The organism is Bradyrhizobium sp. SZCCHNR1051 (assembly GCF_032489615.1).
Taxonomy (GTDB): domain Bacteria; phylum Pseudomonadota; class Alphaproteobacteria; order Rhizobiales; family Xanthobacteraceae; genus Bradyrhizobium.
On record NZ_JAUEYJ010000002.1, the window covers coordinates 103,030 to 126,015 of the forward strand.

At 63.4% G+C, this 22,986-nt stretch carries 21 protein-coding genes and 1 tRNA gene; 15 read left to right on the plus strand and 7 right to left on the minus strand.

Annotated elements, in window-relative coordinates:
- Positions 1–149 precede the first annotated feature (149 nt).
- From QW868_RS02465 to QW868_RS02490, 6 genes are all read left to right on the plus strand, one after another.
- Positions 150–3,332 (plus strand): multidrug efflux RND transporter permease subunit, encoded by a 3,183-nt coding sequence (locus QW868_RS02465; protein ID WP_316229844.1) that lies wholly within the window; start codon positions 150–152, stop codon positions 3,330–3,332.
- Positions 3,333–3,582: 250 nt separating this feature from the next.
- Positions 3,583–3,804 carry a hypothetical protein gene (locus tag QW868_RS02470; protein WP_315736500.1) on the plus strand — a complete coding sequence of 74 codons (222 nt, stop codon included), beginning with the start codon at positions 3,583–3,585 and terminating at the stop codon, positions 3,802–3,804.
- Between the two features lie 312 nt (positions 3,805–4,116).
- Positions 4,117–5,133 carry an ABC transporter substrate-binding protein gene (locus tag QW868_RS02475; protein ID WP_316229947.1) on the plus strand — a complete coding sequence of 339 codons (1,017 nt, stop codon included), beginning with the start codon at positions 4,117–4,119 and terminating at the stop codon, positions 5,131–5,133.
- Positions 5,134–5,238: 105 nt separating this feature from the next.
- The gene (locus QW868_RS02480; RefSeq protein ID WP_316181866.1) at positions 5,239–6,336 is read left to right on the plus strand and encodes an ABC transporter ATP-binding protein; all 1,098 of its coding nucleotides are present in this window, start codon (positions 5,239–5,241) and stop codon (positions 6,334–6,336) included.
- Between the two features lie 35 nt (positions 6,337–6,371).
- Positions 6,372–7,484 (plus strand): ABC transporter permease, encoded by a 1,113-nt coding sequence (locus QW868_RS02485; protein WP_316229948.1) that lies wholly within the window; start codon positions 6,372–6,374, stop codon positions 7,482–7,484.
- Entirely contained in the window at positions 7,481–8,260 is a 780-nt protein-coding gene (locus QW868_RS02490) for an ABC transporter permease (protein WP_316229845.1), read from the plus strand. The genes QW868_RS02485 and QW868_RS02490 overlap by 4 nt, the downstream gene beginning before the upstream one ends.
- Before the next feature lie 116 nt (positions 8,261–8,376).
- Here QW868_RS02490 and QW868_RS02495 read toward each other — a convergent pair whose 3' ends face one another.
- The 3 genes from QW868_RS02495 to QW868_RS02505 form a co-directional block, all read right to left on the minus strand.
- On the minus strand, positions 8,377–9,276 hold the full coding sequence (locus QW868_RS02495; protein WP_316229846.1) for an NAD(P)-dependent oxidoreductase: 900 nt from the start codon (positions 9,274–9,276) through the stop codon (positions 8,377–8,379).
- A 27-nt stretch (positions 9,277–9,303) separates the two neighbouring features.
- The gene (locus QW868_RS02500) at positions 9,304–9,462 is read right to left on the minus strand and encodes a hypothetical protein (RefSeq protein ID WP_316227457.1); all 159 of its coding nucleotides are present in this window, start codon (positions 9,460–9,462) and stop codon (positions 9,304–9,306) included.
- Between the two features lie 207 nt (positions 9,463–9,669).
- The gene (locus tag QW868_RS02505; protein ID WP_316229949.1) at positions 9,670–10,182 is read right to left on the minus strand and encodes a hypothetical protein; all 513 of its coding nucleotides are present in this window, start codon (positions 10,180–10,182) and stop codon (positions 9,670–9,672) included.
- Positions 10,183–10,322: 140 nt separating this feature from the next.
- Between QW868_RS02505 and QW868_RS02510 the strand changes: the two genes are divergently transcribed.
- From QW868_RS02510 to QW868_RS02525, 4 genes are all read left to right on the plus strand, one after another.
- Positions 10,323–10,715 carry a BA14K family protein gene (locus QW868_RS02510; RefSeq protein WP_315771219.1) on the plus strand — a complete coding sequence of 131 codons (393 nt, stop codon included), beginning with the start codon at positions 10,323–10,325 and terminating at the stop codon, positions 10,713–10,715.
- 679 nt (positions 10,716–11,394) lie between these two features.
- Positions 11,395–11,913 carry an Hsp20/alpha crystallin family protein gene (locus QW868_RS02515; RefSeq protein WP_315795972.1) on the plus strand — a complete coding sequence of 173 codons (519 nt, stop codon included), beginning with the start codon at positions 11,395–11,397 and terminating at the stop codon, positions 11,911–11,913.
- 163 nt (positions 11,914–12,076) lie between these two features.
- Positions 12,077–12,310, plus strand: coding sequence for a hypothetical protein (locus tag QW868_RS02520; protein WP_315736493.1), 234 nt, complete (start codon positions 12,077–12,079; stop codon positions 12,308–12,310).
- Between the two features lie 30 nt (positions 12,311–12,340).
- Complete coding sequence (locus tag QW868_RS02525; RefSeq protein ID WP_315736492.1) at positions 12,341–12,634, plus strand: hypothetical protein; 294 nt, start codon at positions 12,341–12,343, stop codon at positions 12,632–12,634.
- 92 nt (positions 12,635–12,726) lie between these two features.
- On the opposite strand, the gene QW868_RS02530 is transcribed toward QW868_RS02525, so the two are convergent.
- Entirely contained in the window at positions 12,727–12,951 is a 225-nt protein-coding gene (locus QW868_RS02530) for a hypothetical protein (RefSeq protein ID WP_316229847.1), read from the minus strand.
- Between the two features lie 65 nt (positions 12,952–13,016).
- Here QW868_RS02530 and QW868_RS02535 point away from each other — a divergent pair, with 65 nt between their 5' ends.
- Together QW868_RS02535 and QW868_RS02540 are read left to right on the plus strand one after the other, a co-directional pair.
- Positions 13,017–14,288: an efflux RND transporter periplasmic adaptor subunit gene (locus tag QW868_RS02535; protein WP_316229848.1), complete on the plus strand. Its 1,272-nt coding sequence runs from the start codon at positions 13,017–13,019 to the stop codon at positions 14,286–14,288.
- 28 nt (positions 14,289–14,316) lie between these two features.
- The gene (locus QW868_RS02540; RefSeq protein ID WP_315771213.1) at positions 14,317–16,419 is read left to right on the plus strand and encodes an ABC transporter permease; all 2,103 of its coding nucleotides are present in this window, start codon (positions 14,317–14,319) and stop codon (positions 16,417–16,419) included.
- Positions 16,420–17,277: 858 nt separating this feature from the next.
- Here the strand turns inward: QW868_RS02540 and QW868_RS02545 are convergent.
- Positions 17,278–18,135: a LysR family transcriptional regulator gene (locus QW868_RS02545; protein ID WP_315736488.1), complete on the minus strand. Its 858-nt coding sequence runs from the start codon at positions 18,133–18,135 to the stop codon at positions 17,278–17,280.
- Between the two features lie 165 nt (positions 18,136–18,300).
- Here QW868_RS02545 and QW868_RS02550 point away from each other — a divergent pair, with 165 nt between their 5' ends.
- Together QW868_RS02550 and QW868_RS02555 are read left to right on the plus strand one after the other, a co-directional pair.
- On the plus strand, positions 18,301–19,818 hold the full coding sequence (locus QW868_RS02550) for an MFS transporter (RefSeq protein ID WP_315736487.1): 1,518 nt from the start codon (positions 18,301–18,303) through the stop codon (positions 19,816–19,818).
- A gap of 14 nt (positions 19,819–19,832) precedes the next feature.
- Positions 19,833–20,219, plus strand: coding sequence for a hypothetical protein (locus QW868_RS02555; protein ID WP_315736486.1), 387 nt, complete (start codon positions 19,833–19,835; stop codon positions 20,217–20,219).
- A 527-nt stretch (positions 20,220–20,746) separates the two neighbouring features.
- Here the strand turns inward: QW868_RS02555 and QW868_RS02560 are convergent.
- Positions 20,747–20,821 (minus strand) — tRNA-Val (locus QW868_RS02560).
- A gap of 118 nt (positions 20,822–20,939) precedes the next feature.
- Entirely contained in the window at positions 20,940–21,299 is a 360-nt protein-coding gene (cpdR, locus tag QW868_RS02565; protein WP_006610087.1) for a cell cycle two-component system response regulator CpdR, read from the minus strand.
- Positions 21,300–21,643: 344 nt separating this feature from the next.
- On the opposite strand from cpdR, the gene QW868_RS02570 reads away from it, so the two are divergent.
- A complete protein-coding gene (locus QW868_RS02570) occupies positions 21,644–22,528 on the plus strand; it encodes an N-formylglutamate amidohydrolase (RefSeq protein ID WP_315736485.1) in 885 nt (294 codons plus the stop codon).
- The last annotated feature ends 458 nt before the right edge of the window (positions 22,529–22,986 follow it).

The window sequence follows — 22,986 nt, forward strand, 5'->3', positions numbered from 1 at the left end:
ATGACCCGCAGTCTTTTTCACCAATTGGCCGTCCGCGGTATGGGTCCCGGCGTTCGCCGGGACGACACCGGATGTGAGGCGGCAGCGAGCCAAACAGGCCAAGCGAAATCCACACTACACGCTGACATCTCCCGACCACGGGGCCTCCCATGAACCTCTCCAAATTCTTCATCGACCGGCCGATCTTCGCAGGCGTGCTGTCGACGCTGATCTTCCTCGGCGGCTTGATCGCGCTGTTCTCCATGCCGATCTCTGAATACCCCGACGTCGTGCCGCCCTCCGTCGTGGTGCGCGCGACCTATCCCGGCGCCAATCCGAAGGTGATCGCCGAGACGGTGGCGACGCCGATCGAGGAGCAGATCAACGGCGTCGAGAACATGCTCTATATGAGCAGCCAGGCGACCACCGACGGCGCGATGACGCTCACGGTCACCTTCAAGCTCGGCACCGATCCGGACAAGGCCACGCAGTTGGTGCAGAACCGCGTGCAGCAGGCCGAGCCGCGGCTGCCCAACGTCGTGCGCCAGCTCGGCGTCATCACCAAGAAGAGCTCGCCCGACCTCACCATGGTCGTGCATCTGATCTCGCCGAACGGCCGCTACGATACGACGTACCTGCGCAACTACGCGGTGCTCAACGTCAAGGACCGGCTGGCGCGCATCGACGGCGTCGGCGACGTGCAGCTGTTCGGCGCCGGCGACTATTCGATGCGGGTCTGGGTCGATCCGCAGAAGGCGGCCGAGCACGGCCTGTCGGCGTCCGACATCGTCAAGGCGATCCAGGCGCAGAACGTCGAAGCCGCGGCCGGCGTGGTCGGCGCATCGCCCAGCGTCAAGGGGCTCGACCTGCAGCTCTCGGTCAATGCCGAGGGCCGGCTGTCGAACGAGGACCAGTTCGCCGACATCGTGGTGAAGACCGGCGCCCATGGCGAGATCACGCGGCTGCGCGACGTCGCGCGCATCGAGCTCGGCGCCTCGGAATATGGACTGCGCTCGCTGCTCGACAACAAGCAGGCGGTGGCGATCCCGATCTTCCAGGCACCCGGCTCCAACGCGCTGCAGATCTCCGACAACGTCCGCGCCACCATGGCCGAGATCAAGAAGACGATGCCGGAGGGCGTCGAGTATCACATCGTCTACGATCCGACCCAGTTCGTGCGATCCTCGATCGAGGCCGTCGTGCACACGCTGTTCGAGGCCATCGTGCTGGTCGTGATCGTGGTGATCCTGTTCCTGCAGACCTGGCGCGCCTCGATCATCCCGCTGCTGGCGGTGCCCGTCTCGATCGTCGGCACCTTCGCGGTGATGCACCTGTTCGGCTTCTCGATCAACGCGCTCAGCCTGTTCGGCTTGGTGCTCGCCATCGGCATCGTCGTCGACGACGCCATCGTCGTGGTCGAGAACGTCGAGCGCAACATCGAGAGCGGCCTGTCGCCACGCGACGCCACCTACCAGGCGATGCGCGAGGTGTCCGGACCGATCATCGCGATCGCGCTGGTGCTGGTCGCCGTGTTCGTGCCGCTCGCCTTCATCTCCGGCCTCACGGGACAGTTCTACAAGCAGTTCGCGCTGACGATCGCGATCTCGACCGTGATCTCCGCCGTCAACTCGCTGACCCTGTCGCCGGCGCTGTCGGCGCTGCTCCTCAAGGGCCATCACGAGCCGAAGGACCGCCTCACCCGCATCCTCGACAAGAGCCTCGGCTGGTTCTTCCGCGGCTTCAACCGCGCCTTCGTCCGCGCCTCCAACAATTACAGCGGCAGCGTGTCGAAGGTGATCATCGGCAAGGCCGCGGTGATGATCCTCTATGTCCTGCTGGTCGGCGCCACCGCCGTGCTGTTCAAGCAGGTGCCGGGCGGCTTCGTGCCGGGCCAGGACAAGCAGTATCTGGTCGGCTTCGCGCGGCTGCCCGATGGCGCCACGCTCGACCGCTCCGAGGAGGTCATCCGCAAGATGAGCGACATCGCGCTGACCCAGCCCGGTGTCGAGAGCTCGGTCGCCTTCCCCGGCCTGTCGATCTCCGGCTTCACCAACTCCTCCAATGCCGGCATCGTGTTCTCGACCCTGAAGCCGTTCGACGAGCGCAAGGATCCGTCGCTGTCCGGCGGCGCGCTGGCGATGGAGCTCAACAAGAAATATGCGGGCATTCAAGACGCCTTCATCGCGATGTTCCCGCCGCCACCGGTCAACGGCTTGGGCACCATCGGCGGCTTCAAGCTGCAGATCGAGGACCGCGCCGGGCTCGGCTATGAGGCGCTCAACGACGTCACCAAGGCGTTCATGGCGGGCCTGCAAAAGTCGCCGGAGATCGCCGGCGTGTTCTCGAGCTTCCAGGTCAACGTGCCGCAACTGTTCGCCGACATCGACCGCACCAAGGCGCTGCAGCTCGGCGTGCCCGTGACCGAGGTGTTCAACACCCTGCAGATCTACCTCGGCTCGTACTACGTGAACGACTTCAACAAGTTCGGCCGCACCTATTCGGTGCGCGTGCAGGCCGACGCGCCGTTCCGCGCCCGTGCCGACGATATCCGCCAGCTCAAGGTGCGCTCCGCCTCCGGCGACATGGTGCCGCTGTCGGCGCTGCTCAACGTGCGACAGAGCGCAGGTCCCGAACGCGCCATCCGCTACAACGGCTTCCTGTCGTCGGACATCAACGCGGCAGCGGCGCCCGGCTTCTCCTCGGGCCAGGCGCAGGCGGCGGCGGAGCGGGTCGCGGCCGAGGTGCTGCCGCCGGGCTTCGCCTTCGAATGGACCGACCTGACCTATCAGGAGTTCATCGCCGGCAATTCGGGCCTGTGGGTGTTTCCGCTCGCGATCCTGCTGGTGTTCCTGGTGCTGGCCGCGCTGTACGAGAGCCTCACCTTGCCGCTCGCGATCCTGATGATCGTGCCGATGGCGCTGCTGGCGGCGATGTTCGGCGTCTACCTCTCGAAGGGCGACAACAACATCTTCACCCAGATCGGCCTGATCGTGCTCGTCGGCCTCTCCGCCAAGAACGCGATCCTGATCGTCGAATTCGCGCGCGAGCTCGAATTCGCCGGGCGCACGCCGCTGCGCGCCGCGATCGAGGCCAGCCGGCTCCGGTTGCGCCCCATCCTGATGACGTCGATGGCCTTCATCATGGGCGTGCTGCCGCTGGTGCTATCGACCGGTGCAGGCTCGGAGATGCGGCGGGCGATGGGCGTCGCGGTGTTCTCCGGCATGATCGGCGTCACCGTGTTCGGCCTGTTCCTGACGCCCGTGTTCTACGTGCTGCTGCGGACGCTGACCGGCATGAAGCCGCTGACCCAGCACGGCGGCCACGGCACGGTGGCAGCGCAGCCTGCGGAGTAAACGGCATGTGAACAAGCGTGATGTCGGACGCGGAGAAACGCAATCGTCTCTTGTTTCGTAGAGGCAAGTGACAGTCGGCGTCCTCATCACGCTTCCCCGATGATCCGGGGCACGATCAATTCTCAGCGACTGTGAACTGGATCACAGACCAGCGCAGCGGAATGGAGGACGCCAACTCCAGCACGTTGCGCCGACCCGGCGGCCTGTCCCGCACCAGGCCGCCGGGTCATTCGACCGAAGGAGTTGCAACATGGATTTTTTGAATCATCTCGTCGCCGCCAGGCTGAAGAAGACGGCAAAGGGTTTTGAACGCATCGGCGCACACGGTGCAGCGCGGCGGCTGCCGGCTCCGACCCGTGCACGGGCGACGAGCAGACCGGCGCTCGGCCTCGTCGTCGACAATTCGGCGGAGAGCGAACCGGTACCGGCGCTTGCCTGCCCGGACGATCAAGGCTGCAGCGCCGGATTGTAGGGCCGCAGGCCCCCAACGCGTCCCCGAGGTTGAACCCGGCCGGACCAGGCCAGGCGCCGGCAGCGGACGATCTCAACACGTCCTGCCGCAACGCGGCCGACGCCGCCCCTAGCGCCAAAATGGCATCATCTCACGATCAAAACTCGCGCTTGCCACGGCTGGGAACAGCCGATAGCTTTTTTGAACCTTTCAAAGCGCGACGGATCATCGAGCATGTTTTCACGGCGGACCAGCCCCACGAGTGTGAAGGTGTCGAACGGAACGGGTCGGGCGACGCCACGCGCGGCCCTCACCGTCTCGAAGACGGTGCTGGTGGCTGCGGCAGCCGTGCTGAGCCTCGCCTCGGCGGCGCAAGCGCGCGATCTCACGGTGGTGTCGTGGGGCGGCAACTATCAGGACGCGCAGCGCAAGATCTACTTCCAGCCGTTCGCCGCCAAGCTCGGCGCCACCGTGCTCGACGAGAGCTGGGACGGCGGCTACGGCGTGCTGCAGGCCAAGGTGAAGGCCGGGGTGCCGAACTGGGATGCGGTGCAGGTCGAGGCCGAGGAGCTCGAGCTCGGCTGCAGCGACGGCATCTATGAGAAGATCGACTGGAGCAAGATCGGCGACAAGAAAGGCTTCATCCCGGCCGGCGTGAGCGATTGCGGCGTCGGCGCCATCGTCTGGTCGACAGGCATGTCCTATGACGGCGACAAGATCAAGGACGCGCCGAAGACGTGGGCGGACTTCTGGGACACGGCGAAGTTTCCCGGCAAGCGCGGCCTGCGCAAGGGCGCCAAATACACGCTCGAATTCGCGCTGATGGCCGACGGCGTGCCGGCGGCCGACGTCTACAAGATGCTGAAGACCAAGGAGGGCGTCGAGCGCGCCTTCAAGAAGCTCGACGCGCTGAAGGCCGACATCGTCTGGTGGGAGGCCGGTGCGCAGCCGTTGCAGCTGTTGTCGTCCGGCCAGGTCGCGATGACCTCGGTCTATAACGGCCGCATCAGCGCCATCAACCGCACGGAGGGCAAGCATTTCGGTTTCGTGTTTCCGGGCAGCATCTACGCGGTCGATAGCTGGGTGGTGCTGAAGGGCTCGCCAAACAAGGATGCCGCGATGAACTTCATCGCGTTTGCGAGCCAGGCCGAGAACCAGGCCAAGCTGCCCGAATACATCGCCTACGGCCTGCCGAACATCGCCGCCGCCAAGCTGGTGCCGGAAAAATTCGCCGCCGAGTTGCCGACGACCCCCGATAATCTCAAGCAGGCGATCGCGCTCGACGTCGGCTTCTGGACCGACAATTCGGAAGAGCTGTCGAAGCGCTTCAACGCCTGGCTGGCGCGCTGAGGCTCGCCGCTTCAGCAAACCGGGCGCGCGATGATCGTCGTCGCGACGCGCGCCTGCCCTCCTCGCGCATGAGTCCCGGCGAGGTCCGCGCCGAAAGCCTCCGTCATGGATACCCCCTTCATCTCGTTCCGGCAGGTGGTCAAGCGCTTCGCTGCGCTGACCGTGGTCGACGATCTCGATCTCGATATCGCCCGCGGTGAGTTCGTCGCCCTGCTCGGGCCCTCCGGCTCCGGCAAGACCACGCTCTTGATGATGCTCGCCGGCTTCGAGCAGCCGACCAGCGGCACGATCGAGGTCGGCGGCGCCAGGGTCGACGGGCTGCCGCCGCACAAGCGCAACATGGGTGTGGTGTTCCAGAACTACGCGCTGTTCCCGCATATGAGCGTGCGCGACAACATCGCCTTTCCGCTCAAGATGCGCGGCACGTCCAAGCCCGAGATCGCGCAGCGCGTCGCCCGCGTGCTCGACATGGTCAAGCTGTCGACCATGGCCGAGCGCAAGCCGGCGCAGCTGTCCGGCGGCCAGCAGCAGCGCGTCGCGCTTGCCCGCGCCCTGGTGTTCGAGCCGCAGGTGGTGCTGATGGACGAGCCGCTCGGCGCGCTCGACAAGAAGCTGCGTGAGCAGATGCAGCTCGACATCCGCGACCTGCACCGCCGGCTCGGCCTCACCATCGTGTTCGTCACCCACGATCAGGACGAGGCGCTGACGATGTCGGACCGCATCGCCGTGTTCAACCACGGCAGGATCGAGCAGATCGGCACGCCGCGCGAGATCTACGAGCTGCCGCGCACGCCCTTCGTCGCCGAGTTCATCGGCGAGACCAACCTGCTGGCGTGCAAGGTCGACGAGCACGCGGGCGAGGCGGTGCGGCTGACGACGGACTCGGGCCTCGCGCTGGCGGCGCATGCCGGGGCCGGCCGCATTGATGGCGGCAGGGTGCAGGTCTCGATCCGTCCCGAGGCCATCCGGATCAACGATCATGCAGCGGCGACCGCGAACCGCCTGACCGCGCGCATCCTGGATGCGGTGTATTTCGGCGATCACATGCGTCTGGTCGCCACGGTCGGCGCGCAGCGGCTGATCATCAAGGGCGATCGTGCCGGTGGTCAGGCTGCGGAGGTCGGCCGCGACGTGGCGCTGTCATTCGCGGCGTCGGATGTCTGGGTGGTGGGATCATGCGACCAGACCTCGCCCAGCGCCTGAAGGCGGCCCTGCTGCTCGCGCCGCTTCTGGCGTTCATGCTGTCGTTCTTCGTCGTGCCGCTGGTGACGATGATGAAGTCGGCGGTATCGGATCCGGTCGCGACCGAGTCCCTGCCCCGCACCCACAAGGCGCTGGCGCGCTGGGACCGCATAAGCGTGCCTCCTGCAACCGCACAGGCCGCGTTCGTCGACGACATCCGCAAGCTGGCCAATGACGAGCAGTTCGGCGATCTCGTTCGCCGCCTGAACAGCGCGCAGTCCGGCTTCCGCAGCCTGCTCGGCAAGACCCGCCGCGCGCTCGACAGCTCCGGCGCGGTCGACCTCGCCGCGATCGACTCGCGCTGGAGCGAGACCTCCTATTGGACGACCATCGCCGAGGCCGTGGCCTCGCCCTGGACCGACAAGAACCTGCTCGCCGCCGTCGACCTCGAGCGCGACGCCGCCGGCAATATCGCTGCGATGCCGGAGGGCGCCTCGGCCAACCGCCTGATCATGATCCGGACCTTCGTGACCTCGGCGCTGGTGACGCTGGCCTGCATCCTCATCGGCCTGCCGTTCGCGATGGTGGCCGCCTCGGTCGAGGGCTGGCGCCGGCAGATCCTGCTCGGCGCGGTGCTGCTGCCGCTGTGGACCTCGCTCCTGGTGCGCACCGCGGCCTGGTATGTCGTGCTGCAGGACAACGGCCTGATCAATGCCACGCTCAGGGGATTGGGCCTTACTTCAGCGCCGGTGCCGCTGATGTTCAACCGGCTCGGCGTCGTCATCGCGATGACGCATGTGCTGCTGCCGTTCATGGTGCTGCCGATCTTCAGCGTGCTGATCGCGATTCCGCGCAACCTGATGCCGGCGGCGGCCTCGCTCGGCGCGCATCCGCTGCGCGCCTTCGTCCACGTGCTGCTGCCGCTTTCGATGCGCGGCGTCGTCTCCGGCGCGCTACTCGTGTTCATGGCCGCGCTCGGCTATTACATCACGCCCGCGCTGATCGGCGGCGCCAACGATCAGATGATCAGCTCGGTGATCGCCTACTACGCCACGGGAGCCGCGAACTGGGGCATGGCCGGCGCGCTCGGCCTCGTCCTGCTGGCGATGACGATCCTGCTCTATGCCGTCTACATCCGGCTGACCTCGGCCGAGGAGCAGCGCGCATGAAATGGCTGCCGCTCATCAAGCTGCTGTTCGCGATCGCCGTCGTCGTGTTCCTGCTCGGACCATTGATCGCGGTGCTGCCGTTGTCGCTGACCGACAGCGTGTTCCTGAACTACCCCATTCCCGGCTATTCGACGCGCTGGTTTCGCGAGCTGGTCACGGCCGAGTCCTGGCGGCTGTCCATCGTCAACAGCCTGCTGATCGGCTCGGGGACCACAGCCCTTGCAACGTTGCTCGGCACGCTCGCCGCGCTCGGCCTGCGCGGCAGGCGCGCCTCGCTGCTGATCTCGACCTTGCGCACCGTGTTCCTGCTGCCGATGGTCGTGCCGGCGGTGGTGCTCGGCGTCGGCATGCAGCTGATGTTTTCGCGCTATGGGCTCACCAACACCTATCTCGGCGTCATCATCGCGCACACCGTCGTCGCCGTGCCGTTCGTGCTGGTCAACGTCTCCTCGGCCTTGCAGGGAGTCGATATCCAGGTCGAGCGGGCCGCCGCGAGCCTCGGCGCCTCGCCCGCCATGGTGCTGCGCTCGGTGACCTTTCCCATCGCGCTGCCCGGCATCATCTCCGGCGCATTGTTCGCTTTCGCGACCTCGCTGGACGAGGTGGTGCTGACGCTGTTCGTCGCCGGCCCCAATCAGCGCACCCTGGCGCGGCAGATGTTCGCCACCATCCGCGAGAACATCAGCCCGGCGATCGTCTCGGCGGCGGCCGTGTTCATCGTCGGCACGATCGCGCTGTCGCTGGCGATGCTCGCGATCCGGCGGCGGATGTCGTGACGAGCGAGCTGCCGTGCGCATCCGCCAGTTGAGTGACCCGTCATGCCCGGGCTTGACCCGGCCACGACGTCGTTGAGAGAGCTGGGCAACAATTCTTATCGTTGGACGTGGTCGCGCTATCCCACCTTTACATATTTCCGCCAGTCATGCGCTTCCTTGAACCCCAGCACCTCGCGCGCCTTGCGGTTCGACAGCGGCGCTTCGCGTTCGCCGAGCTCGCGGGTGATCGGGACGTTGGGACAGTAGCGGCGCAGCAGCTCGCGCGTCGGGATATCAGCCGTCACCGTGTCGTTGACGGCATTGAAGACCTGGAAGCCGAGACCATCCTTCTGGATCGCCAGATGCACGATCTCGCCGAGGTCGCGGGCGTCGATATAGGACCACGCATTGCGCTTGCGCGACGGGGGATCGGCGAGAAAGCCGGGAAACCTGTCGTATTCATGCGGCTCGATGACGTTGCCGATGCGCAAGCAATAGATGTCGATGCCGTAGCGCATTGCAAACGCCCGCGCGGTCTTTTCGTTCACGACCTTGGACAGCCCGTAGGAATCCATCGGATCGGTGTCGTAGTCCTCCTCGAGCGGAAAGCTCCTGAAGTCCTTGTCGCCCTCCGCGAAGCAGACCCCGTAAGTGGTCTCGCTGGAGGCGATGATGATCTTGCGCACGCTGAGTTTGGCCGCGGCCTCGATGACGTTGTAGGTGCTGATCGTGTTCACGCGAAAGGTCTCATTGTCGGGCTCGATGAGCACCCGCGGGATCGCGGCGAAATGCACCACGGCATCCGGCGCCCGTGGCGGCCGGCCGGCGTTGAAGCCGCCGAAGCCATGATGCGTGGTCAGCGCGTTGAAGGCCTGGCCGCTGTCCGTCAGATCGGCGATCAGGGTATTGATCCCGGGGTGATCGAACGGCTTGAGGTCGACGTTGAGGAGCTCGTAGCCCTCGTCCTGCAGATGCGGCAGCACATGCCTGCCCGCCTTGCCTGTTCCCCCGGTGAACACCACGCGTTTGGCTGTCATTGTTCTGTCCTCGTGAATGCGTCGGTTCTAGCAGCTTCCGCCGCGCCCGCTCCATAGGAACTTCCAACCGGCCGCGGCCCGCTGTCCCTCGACGTCGAACCGTGTTGCCGCGCCGCATGGGCTGACGAACGCGCCGGCCGGCAGGCGATCCATTTCAAGCTGCTCCTTGTAGATGAAATATTCCACGCACGATTCCAACAATCCGAATTCGGCCAATGTCCCGACAGGCCAAACCCAAGCAACTCATTCGCCTCTGATCCATCACGACGCCGGCGACAGCGGCCGCTGAGAATCTTTCTCACCATCAGTAGCCAAGTTCCCGCACTCGTGATCGGTAACTAATTGCCGTTACGTAGATGCCCTGGGCGGCTGGTCCGTCCCGGAAAGGAGTTGTCATGCGATTGTCGTCTCGCGTCGTCGCGCCGTCATTCGTTGCAGTATTGGCGACGATCCTGCTCTGCGGCCCGTCCGTCTCGCAACCCGCAAAAGGCTCCGCCTCCACTGCTCCTGTTTCGAAATATCAAGGTAGTACTTGAGCAGCGTGATACCCGAACGCTCGATCATTGCCTCGAATGCCGGCACGGTCTCGAGGAATTCCTCGGTTTCCTCCTTGGTGCAGAAGCCCATGATGCTCTCAACTCCAGCCCGTTTATATAAACTGCGATTGAACAGCACGATCTCTCCTGCCGCGAGCAAGTGCGAAACGTGACGCTGCAAGTACCATGAACACTGTTCCCGATTGCTTGCCGGCCCCAGCGCCACGACGTGGGTATCACGCGGGCTTAGATGTTCGACGATCGACTTGATCGTGTCATCCTTGCCGGCGGCGTCGCGACCTTCGACGATGACGAGAATGCGCTGACCGCGCTCAATCACGCAGCGCTGCAGCTTCACGAGCTCTCCGATGAGACGAGATCAGATTTGTCCAATCGATGCACGCTGACGTTGCGCTAGATCAATTCATACAGGCCTTCTCGGATCATTGTCGTTTTTGAGACACCGGATGCGGGTAGCTGCGCTCCCCGAAATGATCTTGGAGATGCCCTATGAACAAGTCGTCCAAAACCGTGCTGGCTGCACTCATCATCGCCACCACACCACTTCTCGTTGCCCCTGTCATTGCCGCTCCGGTAACCTCCCCGCTGATGCTGCGCAGCGCCGTGGCGCCATCGGTCGAGACCGTGCGATATCGCCATGGCTGGCACGGCGGCGCGGGTGTCGGAATTGGTGCAGGCATCGCTGGCGCGCTGATCGGCGGAGCGATCATTGGGGCAACGCAACCCTACGGATACTACGGCTACGGTCCCGGGCCGGTCTACGTCGCTCCGGCTCCCTATGTGGGCGACGCCGTCAACTATTGTGCGCAACGCTTCAGGTCTTATGACCCGTATTCCGGCACGTATCTTGGTTACGACGGCTTACGACATCCGTGCCCGTGAGAGTAACCGGAGTCTCCGCCTGTCTGTTGTGATTCAAGCCTGTGATCTATTCAGATCAACCGCTCGAAATATAACAAATCCGCTATAGCTGGACGCCTCATTGGCGGGCTCCGTTCCTCCTTGTCCACTCATGAAAATGAGTGGACATTATTGGACTCCGTGCTCCCCTTCAGAGGCTGCTCCAGTCTCGCCGGGCGCTGTTCTTCTGAAACAAGGGCCTCCTCGTCCGGCGTGACGGAGGTCTACTACTGACGCTATCGTGGCCGCTACTACCGCGCTTCCGGAGTCCGCAATCGGTTCTGGGATTCCCGGCGCCGAAGCTGGAGCCGCTACCTACCGACCCGGCTATTTCGCGCCGGGCTACTACGCACCAGGCCAATACGGTTGTCCCTACCGCTATCGTCGCCGCCACGTGCCATGCTGAGGGCACGATTGATCCAAGATATATAGAAGAGACGCGGCAACGCTCATCTGCGTTTGGGAACGTCACGGCTAAACACGCGCCGCGCAGCCCAAGCTTGTTGCCGTGATTAGGTCAACTCGGTTGACGCGTTCTCCTTTATCGTCATGCCGGCCTTTCCGCCTCGAAATTACCCCCGCGGTTTTGCGCTACATCAAGGTCGCCATGACCGCGAGGAGCAGGCTGTTTTTCTCTTTCTTCAACCTGCGGAGAAACCAGATGAGCCTTCCGAGATTGTGGACTACCAGCCAGGAGCCTGCATTCGACCCATTCAGGGCCATGCGGCGTGAAATGGAGAACGCGCTTCGCGTTTTCGATCAGGGTTTGCCTTCTCCCAGCATCGGTGCCGGGGCGCCAGCAGTCAGTGTGGCGGAAACCAAGGATGCCTTCGAAGTGACCGCCGAACTTCCCGGCGTGGACGACAAAGATATCAAGGTCAGCCTGGACGGCAACCAGCTGGTTATCTCCGGCGAGAAGAAGGCGGAGAGCACGAAGGACGAAAAGGACTGGCACGTCGAGGAGCGCAGCTACGGCTCATTCTATCGATCGATGTCTCTCCCATTCGAGCCGGAAGAGGGAGCCGTCGAAGCTCACTTCGACAAAGGCGTGCTGCATCTCGCCATCAAGAAGCCGGCCAAGGCGGTGAAAACCACCAAGACGATCGATATCAAGACAGGTGCTCCACCGAGCGCAAGCCCCGCACCGAACAAGGCCGCCGCACCTGGCAAGGCCGCCTAGTTCTGCTCGGCAGAAAGCCGGAGACCAGACCGAGGCAATCCGGTCGCGGTCTCCGGATTTTGTCCTTCGCCTTCTCCGGTGCCGCGATGAGACTTCGTAGCTTGATCGGCTTCTTGGTCTCAGCGAGCCTCCGTCACGCTTCTGCGATAGAATGAGAGCTCCGATGAAGAAGTCAGTTCGCTCAATTGAGGAGTCTGAGCAGAAGGTGCCACGTGCCGACCGGCCGCCGTCGGAAGGATTTGTGGTCATTGTCGACGGGCACTTCAAGTCGGCGTTTGAGACGGCCGAAGCGGCCGAAGCATCAGGTCGTAAACTGAAGTCGACCTATCCGATGCTCAAAATCGAAATCTATGACGCCGCTACAAGGGTCAGAACCTTGTTGACCCAAGACACATAGCTATCGCATCGTCCTCGTCGGGAGCGGACAATGGCCTTCCTAAAAAGGGAACTGTATCGCCAGGTGAAAGGCCCCGATATCACACGCGAGGATCGCTGTTTCCTTGTCTTCGATACAGACACCAAGAACTTGTATGTCGAGCGAGAGGTGGCGCGTTTGGAGACTGGCATTGGGGGCACGATCGAATACCAAACGGCGACAATGGATATTTCGGACTATCTGACGCAGGGCGGTCAAACAGCTGGTCACCGCGAACTTTGGCGTTTGCTGAGAGCGCTCTTCAACGAGGACCGCGACGGTGCCGGCCCCTCGCGCGAGGTCTAACTTCGCCGCACCTTTCCACCGCCATCATCTGATGAACTGCGCACCCCAAGCCGACTGACCCGGCGCCGCGCGCACGACAACCTGCGGCGACGTCATGTTGGGCTTTGCTTCTCTTTTACAATTTGCGCCAATAGTCTGCGCACTCGCTCATCGTGAAATGTCATTCCGAAAAGGGCCAGAACGACCTGGCCAGGCGGAAGTTCCTCGTCGCCCTTTGCCTGCCGAATGAACATTTCCATCTCGCCATTTTCACGAACAACGATAGCCGCGTCGTTGGCCTTGGCCGGCACCGGGCCGTATAGCTTGATCCCAATCAACAATTCGGCCTAGCCGTAGCCTATGGTGGCAATGACCATCATCCCAGGCCCGGAGCCAAAGCGAGATGAACACGCAGCTCGGCACTGGTGCTGCGGCCGAAAGCAGGGAAGCTCTGCCCTATGTGCCGCGTCCATCGACTGGACGCCCGGTCAGCGAGCCGGCCGTACAGCCACGATTTGCGACGAGGCGCTGGGTTCTCGTTGGGATCGCGGCACTGCTTCTTGCTGCATCCCTGGGCATCTGGTGGTCGTTCAGCGGCGACGCTTCAGTTCGATATGAGACAGCATCTGTTGCGATTGGCGACATCGCGCGCGACATCAACGCCACGGGGTCGGTCAATCCGGAATTGACGATCATTGTCGGGACCTATGTCTCCGGCGTGATCCAGGAATTGAGTTGCGATTACAACACGCAGGTCAAACGCGGACAAAGCTGCGCCAAGATTGATCCCCGCCCCTATCAGAGCATCGTCGATCAGGCGAAAGCCAGTCTCGCCATCGCGAAAGCGCAACTGGAGAAGGACAAGGCATCGCTCACCTATGCCAAGGCCAACCTGGAACGCCTCGCCACGCTCGTCAGGACAAGCGCCGTGTCGGAGGACGCCTACGACAATGCGAAAAACGTGTACGATCAGGCTCTGGCGCAAATTGCGTTTGACGGGGCCACCATCCAGCAGCGCGAAGCCGTGCTCGCCGCGGCACAGGTCAATCTCGACTATACCAACATCATCTCGCCGGTCGATGGCACGGTCGTTTCGCGCGCCGTCACCATGGGACAAACTGTGGCGGCGAGTTTCCAGACTCCCACCTTGTTTCTGATCGCGACCGACCTCACCAGGATGCAGGTGGACGCCAATGTCAGCGAGAGCGACATCGGCGGCATCAAGAATGGCGACAAGGCGACGTTCACGGTCGACGCATATCCGAAACGTCTGTTCGAGGGAACGGTGACCCAGGTCCGCCAGTCCCCGCAAACCGTGCAGAACGTCATCACTTACGATGTCGTCGTGAGCGTCAACAACCCTGATCTGGCGCTCAAGCCGGGCCTGACGGCGGCGACAAGGATCATCGTCGATCGGCGCAGCGGCGTGCTCCGAGTTCCGAACCGGGCGTTGCGTTATGTCCCGACCGGGACCGCCCTTGGCGACACGAAACAAGCGCGCGTTTGGGTGCTGCGGGACGGATCGCCGGTGCCGGTTCAGGTCATGGTCGGGCTCGACGACGACGAGTTTACGGAGATCGTGCAGGGCGACCTGAAGATCGACGGCCGGGTGATCGTCGCGGAGCAACGGAATTCAGCGAAAGCACGTTCCAGCGTGCCGCGGCCCCGCCTCTGATCGCATCGGCTACAACGATTGAAGGCACATGGCGGAGCCGGTTATCAGGATTGAGGGAGTGTCGCGGACATATCATGTCGGCGACATCGACGTTCGCGCGCTTTCGGACGTCAGCCTGATCGTCGAACATGGCGAGTTCATCGCCATCATGGGCGCGTCCGGATCGGGCAAGTCGACGCTGATGTCGATCCTCGGTTGCCTCGATCGGCCTACCGCCGGTCATTACTGGTTCGACGGCATCGACGTCGCGCAGCTTGCAGAGCCGGATCTCGCCGGCCTTCGCAGCGAGCGGCTTGGGTTCGTATTCCAGAGCTTCAATCTATTGCCGCGCACCAGCGCCATCGACAACGTCGCCTTGCCGCTTCTGTACGCGATGTCCGGCCAGAGCCATGCGAGCGCGCGCTTCGAGCGGGCTCGCGCGGTTCTGGACAAGCTCGGGCTGCGCGACCGGGAACGCAACACGCCGGGCCAGTTGTCGGGCGGGCAGCAGCAGCGGGTGGCAATCGCGCGGGCCCTGATCAATCAGCCGAGCCTGCTGTTGGCGGATGAGCCGACCGGCAATCTCGATACCCGCAACTCCAACGAGATCATGCAGACGCTCAGCTCGCTCAATCGCGAACAGGGCGTCACCATCATCGTGGTGACCCACGAGCCGGATGTCGCGGCCTTTGCCGATCGCGTGCTGACCATGCGCGACGGCCAGATCATCACGGATGTGAAGAAGACAAAGGTCGCCAAGGCGCCGCAGCCGGCCAGCGGGACGGCGGACAAATTGGTCCAGCCAAGGGAACGGTCGGCCTACGTCGCAATGTCGGTCGCATCATGGCCCTTTGCCTGGATGGTGATGACGGCGGCCGCCGAGGCGATCTGGCGCAACAAGATGCGTTCAGCGCTGACAATGCTTGGAGTCTTCATCGGCGTCGCCGCATTGATTGTCATGGTGTCCGTCGGCCAGGGAGCGAACGAGGCGGTCCGAAAGGAGATCGCAAGGCTCGGGACCAACCTCGTGGTCATCCTGCCGGGCGCCGCCACAAGCGGGGGCGCTCGGGGGGGCTCCGGAAGCGCTTCGACGCTGACCGTTGCCGACGTCCGGGCGATCCGGCAGGAGGCACCCGCCGCCGGGGCGGTGAGCTACCTCATCCGCCAGCCGGGGCTGATCCGCTTTGCGAACCAGAACTGGACCACCGGCATTCAGGGCGTAAGCGCCAATTATCCTCCGATGACGAACTGGCAGATCGCCGCAGGGCGGGCGATCACTCCGGAGGACGAGCGAAGCTCGGCGCTGGTCGCGGTCCTCGGCGAGACCGTGCGCCGGCAACTCTTCGGCACCTCTCAGAATCCGATCGGGGCGACGGTGCAGGCCAAGGGTGTGTCGTTGCGGGTGGTCGGAATTCTTGAAACCAAGGGACAGACATCTTTTGGGCAGGACCAGGACGATCTGATCATGGTTCCGTTCACCACCGCCGAGCGCAAGATTATCGGCGTTGCCGCCCCAAGCCAGCAGCAAACGGCGATCAACTGGATTTATCCGACGCCGCCGAATCCGTATGGGCTTCAACCGCGCATGACCGGGTATGTGAATCAGATTTACGTGCAGGCGGTGGATCAGGCCGGCATCCAGGCGGCGATCGATCAAGCTACTGAAATCCTGGCGCGGCGTCACCGCATCCGCCCAGGCACCATCAACGATTTTTCCGTGCGCAACCTCAGTCAGATTGCGCAGACCGCGGAGGGAAGCAGCCGCATCATGGCGCTCCTCTTGGCCGCGGTGGCGTCCATCTCGCTTGTGGTCGGCGGCATCGGCATCATGAACATCCTGCTCGTCTCGGTGACGGAGCGAACGCGGGAGATCGGACTACGGATGGCGATTGGCGCGCGGAGATTGCACGTCCTGCTACAATTTCTTGCCGAGGCGATCTTCATCAGCGTCAGCGGCGGCATCGTGGGAATTGTCATCGGCGCGGCGTTGTCCGTCGCCATCTCCATCCTCACAGGCTGGCCGGCGCCGATATCCCTGGCCGCGATTGCCGGCGGGTTCCTGTTCTCGGCAGCCGTTGGCATATTCTTCGGCTACTACCCCGCGCGAAAGGCCGCTCGGCTCGATCCCATCGAAGCGCTGCGCTACGAGTAAGCAATACGTTGACCAGACGGCCCGACGTTGACGGGCTCGGGAAACTTGCGCATCCTAACTCCTTCACGAAATTTCGAAAGACTTCGCTCGTATGGACTGAACGAACCAGGCCAGGACGCAGAAGCCTAATCGACGGAAGCCGCCGCCCCATCAGCAACGCCGTCGAGTTTCGCCAGGCGCTTCGGTCGCGGGCCCGAACTCGCCGTATTCCGGACTGCCTCGGTCAGCATCTCACGGAGCTCGGCCTTCGTCTTATGCGGTTGCCGCGTGCTCGATTTCTGCCATTTTGCCATCTACCTAATATGGGGATGCCCGCGCAAAATGCCACTTTTTGGTTCCGGGCATGGGTCTTCGGCGGCGACGAGAGGCGGAACGCCCAGGAGCTCATACGCACGATCGACGATGTGTCCAAAGATATCGTCTGCGAACATGACGCGGGCTTCAGCGAGCAATTGTCCACGAGTGGACATGTTAGCTCGATTCATGTCCACCCGACGAGGCAAACGTCATCCCGCTGTTGCTCGGAGGGGATTGGCTGACGCCGGCTCAGCAGGCTGATGTGGCCGCGTTCGTGCCGAAGGCGCTCGACGCGCTGCTCCTGGACGGCGGACGCTTCACCTGGGCCGCCGGGCCGCTGACCAAGGGCTCGAACCTCCGCCATGGCACCGGCGGTCTGGCTCGACCGCGTGCGCCAGTTCGCCTGGGATTGCATCGCGGGCGACGCGCGGTTTCCCACCATCGATGTGGTCTGACGTCAGCGGTCTGCTGAGACGGCTTCCAGTCATCCGCACGCAGGGCAAAGCGCCGATGTCGGCCTGGGTGACTCGACGGGGAGCGATGGACGACGACAAGCGATATTTACGCCGAGGATGGACGGTGCTCGCGAAACGCAGTCGCGAGGGTTCTAAGCGCTTCGCGGGATTTGGCGTCCGAGAGTGTCGAGAGAAGAATGATTTCGGACGAGGGAAGCGAGGGCAGTCCGAACCGCCGGCTAACCTCGACCGTGCCGGCCGGCGCGAGCCGGCACGAGAATACGGCGGTGGCCAAGCCGGCCGAAACCGCGTCGGACACGACGGAGGAACCGCCGCCGAGGAAAACCTCCGTCCAGGCTATTCCCGCAGCGTCGAGCGCGCGGGTGGCGATGTCACGGACTCCGCAGGACGGCGACAACGCGGCCAAACGCAGCGGCTCGCCTGCTCGATGCACGAAGTCCGGAGATGCAAACCAGCCGAAGTGTTCCGGCGCAAGCACCTCGCCATCACGCCGGTCGTCCTCCCTGCGGATAATCGCCGCATCGATTTCGCCACGGTCGAAAGCGTCCAGCAGGTTGCGCGAATTGTCGAGCCGCACTTCGATGGTGAGCGCCGGGTCGTGTGCGTTCAACCGCGCCAGCAGTGTCGGAATCTCCGATCCCGCCACATGGCTGGCAATGCCGAGCGCAAACCGGCGACGAGTCGAGGATAGCCCCGCGACGGCGCGGTCATGGGCGGCAAGAAAGTCGCGCGCCGATTCAAGGAACACCGCGCCCTGCGCCGACAGCCGGACCAACCGCGGCGTCCGTTCGATCAGTTTCTGGCCGAGCCGGTCTTCAAGCCGTTTCAGCTTTACGCTGATCGCGCCCTGGGTGGTGCCAAGCACCTCCGCCGCCCGCGTGAAGCTCTGCTGATCGGCGATCGTCACGAAGGCCTGGACGGCATCCACGTCCAGTATGGTCATCCCATCTATCCAAATTTGCTGTCTTTGAAATATCCAACCATCCAGTTCTGGAATGGTCAAGTCCCGACTATGTTGCGTCCCACCGCAACACGCGAACCGAGTTGCGCCGCCTCTCATCACCGCTGGACTCCACCATTGCCGACCACAACGTCGGAAGGCCGAATCATGACCCCTGCACTGACACGCCGAAGTACAATCGCCTTGGCCGCCGCCTGCCTCTCGTCCCTCATGTTCGGCCTGGAGATTTCCAGCATCCCCGCAATCCTGCCGACGCTGGAGCAGGTGCTGCGCGCCGATTTCAAGCAACTCCAATGGATCATGAACGCCTATACGATCGCGGTGACGACCGTTCTGATGGCGACCGGGACGCTGGCCGACCGCTATGGGCGCAAGCGCATCTTCATGGTCTCTATCGCCGCGTTCGGCGTGACGTCGCTTGTCTGCGGCGTGACCGAGAACGTCTCGGTGCTGATCGGCGCCCGATTTCTCCAGGGCCTCAGCGGCGGCGCGATGCTGATCTGTCAGATCGCCATCCTTTCTCATCAATTCCAGGAAGGACGGCAGCGCGCCATCGCCTTCGGCTGGTGGGGGATCATCTTCGGCATTGGTCTCGGCTTCGGTCCGGTCATCGGCGGCGCGATCGTCGCGGTCTCGAGCTGGGAGTGGGTGTTCTTCGTCCATGTCGCGTTTGCGATCCTGACACTGATGCTCACCCTCAGCGGCGTTCAGGAATCGAAGGACTCTGAGGCCGGCAGTCTCGACGTTGCGGGCATCATCACACTGTCGTTGTCGGTCTTCTGTCTCGCTTTCTTCATCACGCAGGGACCGGATCTTGGCTTCACCAGCCCGACCGCCCTGGGCGTCATTGGCGTTGCGATCGCGAGCTTCATCGCTTTCATCATCGCCGAAAGGTTCAGCCCGCGACCGATGTTCGACTTCTCGGTATTCCGCATCCGCGCTTTTTCCGGCGCAATCATCGGCTCGGCCGCGATGAACTTCAGCTTCTGGCCCTTCATGATCTATTTGCCGATCTGGTTTCAGGCGGGCCTCGGCTACGACAGTGTCTCTGCTGGTCTCGCATTGCTTGCCTACACCCTTCCGACGCTCGTCGTGCCGCCGCTGGCGGAGCGGCTTTCGCTACGCTATCAGCCCGGTTTCGTCATTCCCGTTGGCCTGTTCATGATCGGTCTGGGCTTCATTCTGATGAAATTTGGTAGCGCCGCCGCGCAGGCAAGCTGGCTGACGATGCTGCCCGGGTCGCTGTTCGCCGGGATCGGCCTCGGCCTGACCAACACCCCTGTTACCAATACGACAACGGGTGCGGTTTCGAGCGATCGTGCCGGTATGGCGTCCGGCATCGACATGAGCGCCCGGATGATCTCACTGGCGATCAATATCGCGGTGATGGGTTTCATCTTGATCAGCGGCGTGCTGGCACACCTCAAAAATGCGCTGCCGGATTCATTGGACGCCGCGCATCTGCGCTTCTTCGCCGAGAGGATCGCCGCAGGAAGTCTTGTTTCCGTTCCAGAGCTGTCGGAGTCGCTCGTCCATCAGGCGCTTGTCCAAGGCTTTGGATGGGTGATGCTTTACGGTGGGGTTGGCGTTTGGGGGCTCGCTCTCGTCAGCCTGCTTGCTTTTCGGCCTCAGGACCATCGATCGATGAAGTCGCCGATGGTTTGAAGGCAGCGCGGTGAATGGTCCGTTCGGCCGTCGGCCAGTCTCTTCGAACTCACGACCCGTCGGCGAAAGATCGAGTGGCCCGGCCCGCCGGGCAAATCGCTGCCGCGCAAGCAGCCTGCACGAGGCGCGATGTGCCGGCTCATCCCCGCGGGCTCGAGGTCGATTGCGGCCCCAACCGCATGCGCCGAAAAACTCATTTCGCGCGCCGGTTCAAACACATCGCCCTCGCCGGCCATTCGAGCAAGAAGATTTCTGTTTCTTTTTTCCAGAAATCGTGCTTTCCTCTCGTCCGTCCCGTCTCACAAGAGGGGCGCTTCGCGGTCGTCACGAACGTCGAGGCGGGATGCGGTGGGCGTGTCGATGTTGCAGCGTGGCTGAGCCGCGCCGACGAACGACGTTGATGCGCACGGTCAAGTCGCGTGGTCCTGGCATCCCGATGCTGATGTCCAGCGCAACGTGCGCAAGCACGTTGTGCGATACGGTGGCCAGAAAGCCCGGCGCACCGGGGAGATCGCGAAGCAGCCGTCAAAACCATCGCGCGGGGAATGCCGGGTGTTCTCGGCTGAACCTGTGGTGACTGCCGCCTGCTTTTTTTCTGCAGGCGGGCCATGGGTGCGGCCAGCGCCCGGCATTCCCCGCGCCCTCTTCTCGAAGAGGGCGATCGATCAGCAAGCCTCGGACGCGACAGCGCGCCGCGAGACAGCGAAGCCATGTCCTTTGATCATGTCGACAACGTCAAGTTCGCCAAATCGGCCAGCACCGGACCGTCCATCGGCATGCCGCTCTGCAGGCCTCGCGTTCGGCGCAGGTGCGCCTCCGTGCACCGGAAAATCGCACGTGCCGACAATGTCAGCGCCTGGATCTCGGTGCCTGGTTCTTCGAAGGTCGGGGAATGGACCGAGGTTGGGTCACCGGCCGGATCGGCCGATGGTGGGCACGACAGGGATCGAACCTGTGACCCCTACCATGTCAAGGTAGTGCTCTCCCGCTGAGCTACGTGCCCTAGTCCAGAAGTCCGTTCGGGTGGGCGTCCCTATATCGGCTCCCACGCAGGCAGGCAAGGACGCAAAATGCCGAAATTGGGAATAATCCGCCAGTTCCGGACGTCCGTCCCCGGCGGCTCAGGCCGCCAGCATCTTGTTGACCTCGCTGACGAGCTCGCGGAGGTGCACCGGCTTGGACAGCACCTTGGCGTTCTTGGGCGCCTCCGAATCGGAGTTCAGCGCGACCGCGGCGAAGCCGGTGATGAACATGATCTTGATGTCCGGATCGAGCTCGGAGGCGCGGCGCGCCAGCTCGATGCCGTCCATCTCCGGCATCACGATGTCGGTGAGCAGCATCTCGAACGGCTCCTCGCGCAGCCGCTGGTAGGCCGACATGCCATTGTCGTGGGGCGAGACCTGGAACCCGGCATTTTCCAATGCCTTGACCAGGAAGCGGCGCATGTCGTTGTCGTCTTCGGCGAGCAGGATTTTGTGCATGGCGAGGGGTTGTCTGGTCCGGGTGAGAGGCGGAGCGTTGCCGCCACTAAGCCTGACGGGCGGTAAATTTCGGGTGAAAGATTGCGCCTTTTGATCCGACATCGGCAAGGCAATTTGAGGGCTGAAGGTGCGGTCTTCGACCGAAACAGCACGCCAGCTCAGAGTTGTTCCAAACGGCGGGTGAACTTTTTCATTGCTTTTCGCTTGGCAGAACGGCTCGGATTATCGAAGATGTGCGTTGGCAAGAGCAGTGCCTGCGTTGTCCAGCGCGAATCGGCCGGAGGATACCGGCGCATCAACGGACGTGACATCGACGCACGTGACCAAGGGGACGGCGCCCAGAGATGACGGACTTTGATGGCGAATTGCCGCCGTTCGAGATCATGGAGCCGACCGAATGGCGCGCGCCCATCATCTTCAATTCCCCTCACTCCGGATCGGCCTACCCCGACGATTTCCTCCAGGCCTCGCGCATCGATCTGCCGTCGCTGCGGCGCTCCGAAGATTCGTTCATGGACGAATTGATCGGCGACCTCCTGTCGCGCGGGTTTCCGGTGGTCCGGGTGCATTTCCCGCGCTGCTATGTCGACGTCAATCGCGAGCCCTATGAGCTCGATCCGCGGATGTTCACCGGGCGGCTGCCGAGCTTTGCCAACACCCGCTCGATGCGGGTGGCCGGCGGCCTCGGCACGATCCCGCGCGTGGTCGGCGACGGCCAGGAGATCTATCGCGACCGGCTGAGCGTCGACGAGGCGCTGCACCGCATCGAGACGCTGTACAAGCCGTATCACCGCGCGCTGCGCCGGCTGATCAACCGCGTGCACCAGCAGTTCGGCACGGTCGTCCTGGTCGACTGTCATTCGATGCCGTCGGTCGGCGTCTCGCGCGACGAGCCGCGCCGGCCCGACATGGTGATTGGCGACCGCTACGGCACGAGCTGCGCGTCGCTGCTGCCGGACCTGGTCGAGGACGTGCTCGGCCGGCTCGGCTATTCCGTCGGCCGCAACAAGCCCTATGCCGGCGGCTTCATCACCGAGCATTACGGCAATCCGGCCACGGGCTTGCATGCGATCCAGATCGAGCTCAATCGCGCGGTCTACATGGACGAGCGCCGCAGGGAGCGCGGACCGCGTTTCGCGCAGGTCGCTTCCGATCTCGCCGTGCTCGCCGAGGTGCTGGCGACGGTGCCGCTCGGCGACCTCGGGCCGTTCCAGGCGGCGGCGGAATAGACCGGCTGCGCTTTCGGTACGAGGGATTTCGGCGGGTGGCGTCGGCACAAAAAAAAGGGCCGCTTGAATGACAAGCGGCCCAAGTCTAGGGAGGAAACGCCCAAGGAGGGCAGCGATAACGCGAAGCGCTACCGCACCGCAACAATATGCAATCGCGCTGCACAAAGCGCAAGGGTTTTTCCGCCCTTCTCCATGCAAAAAAACATAGGCCGGGTTGCGTTCAGCGCGACCCAGCCCTCTCTTTTTCATCATAGATGTCAATGGCTTGATTGGAGATTCCAAACGACTCGAGAGGGACCGCGGGTTTCGCTTTCACTTTCGCATGAGAGGCCAGCGACGGATCAATCGCGCCCGGCCAGCGGGCCGGACACCAAACGGTATCCAAGATGCCACGCCAGCGTTCCATATCCGGATGCACGCCGGACCGCTTTGAGCTAGGCATAGCCGCTCATTGCCAC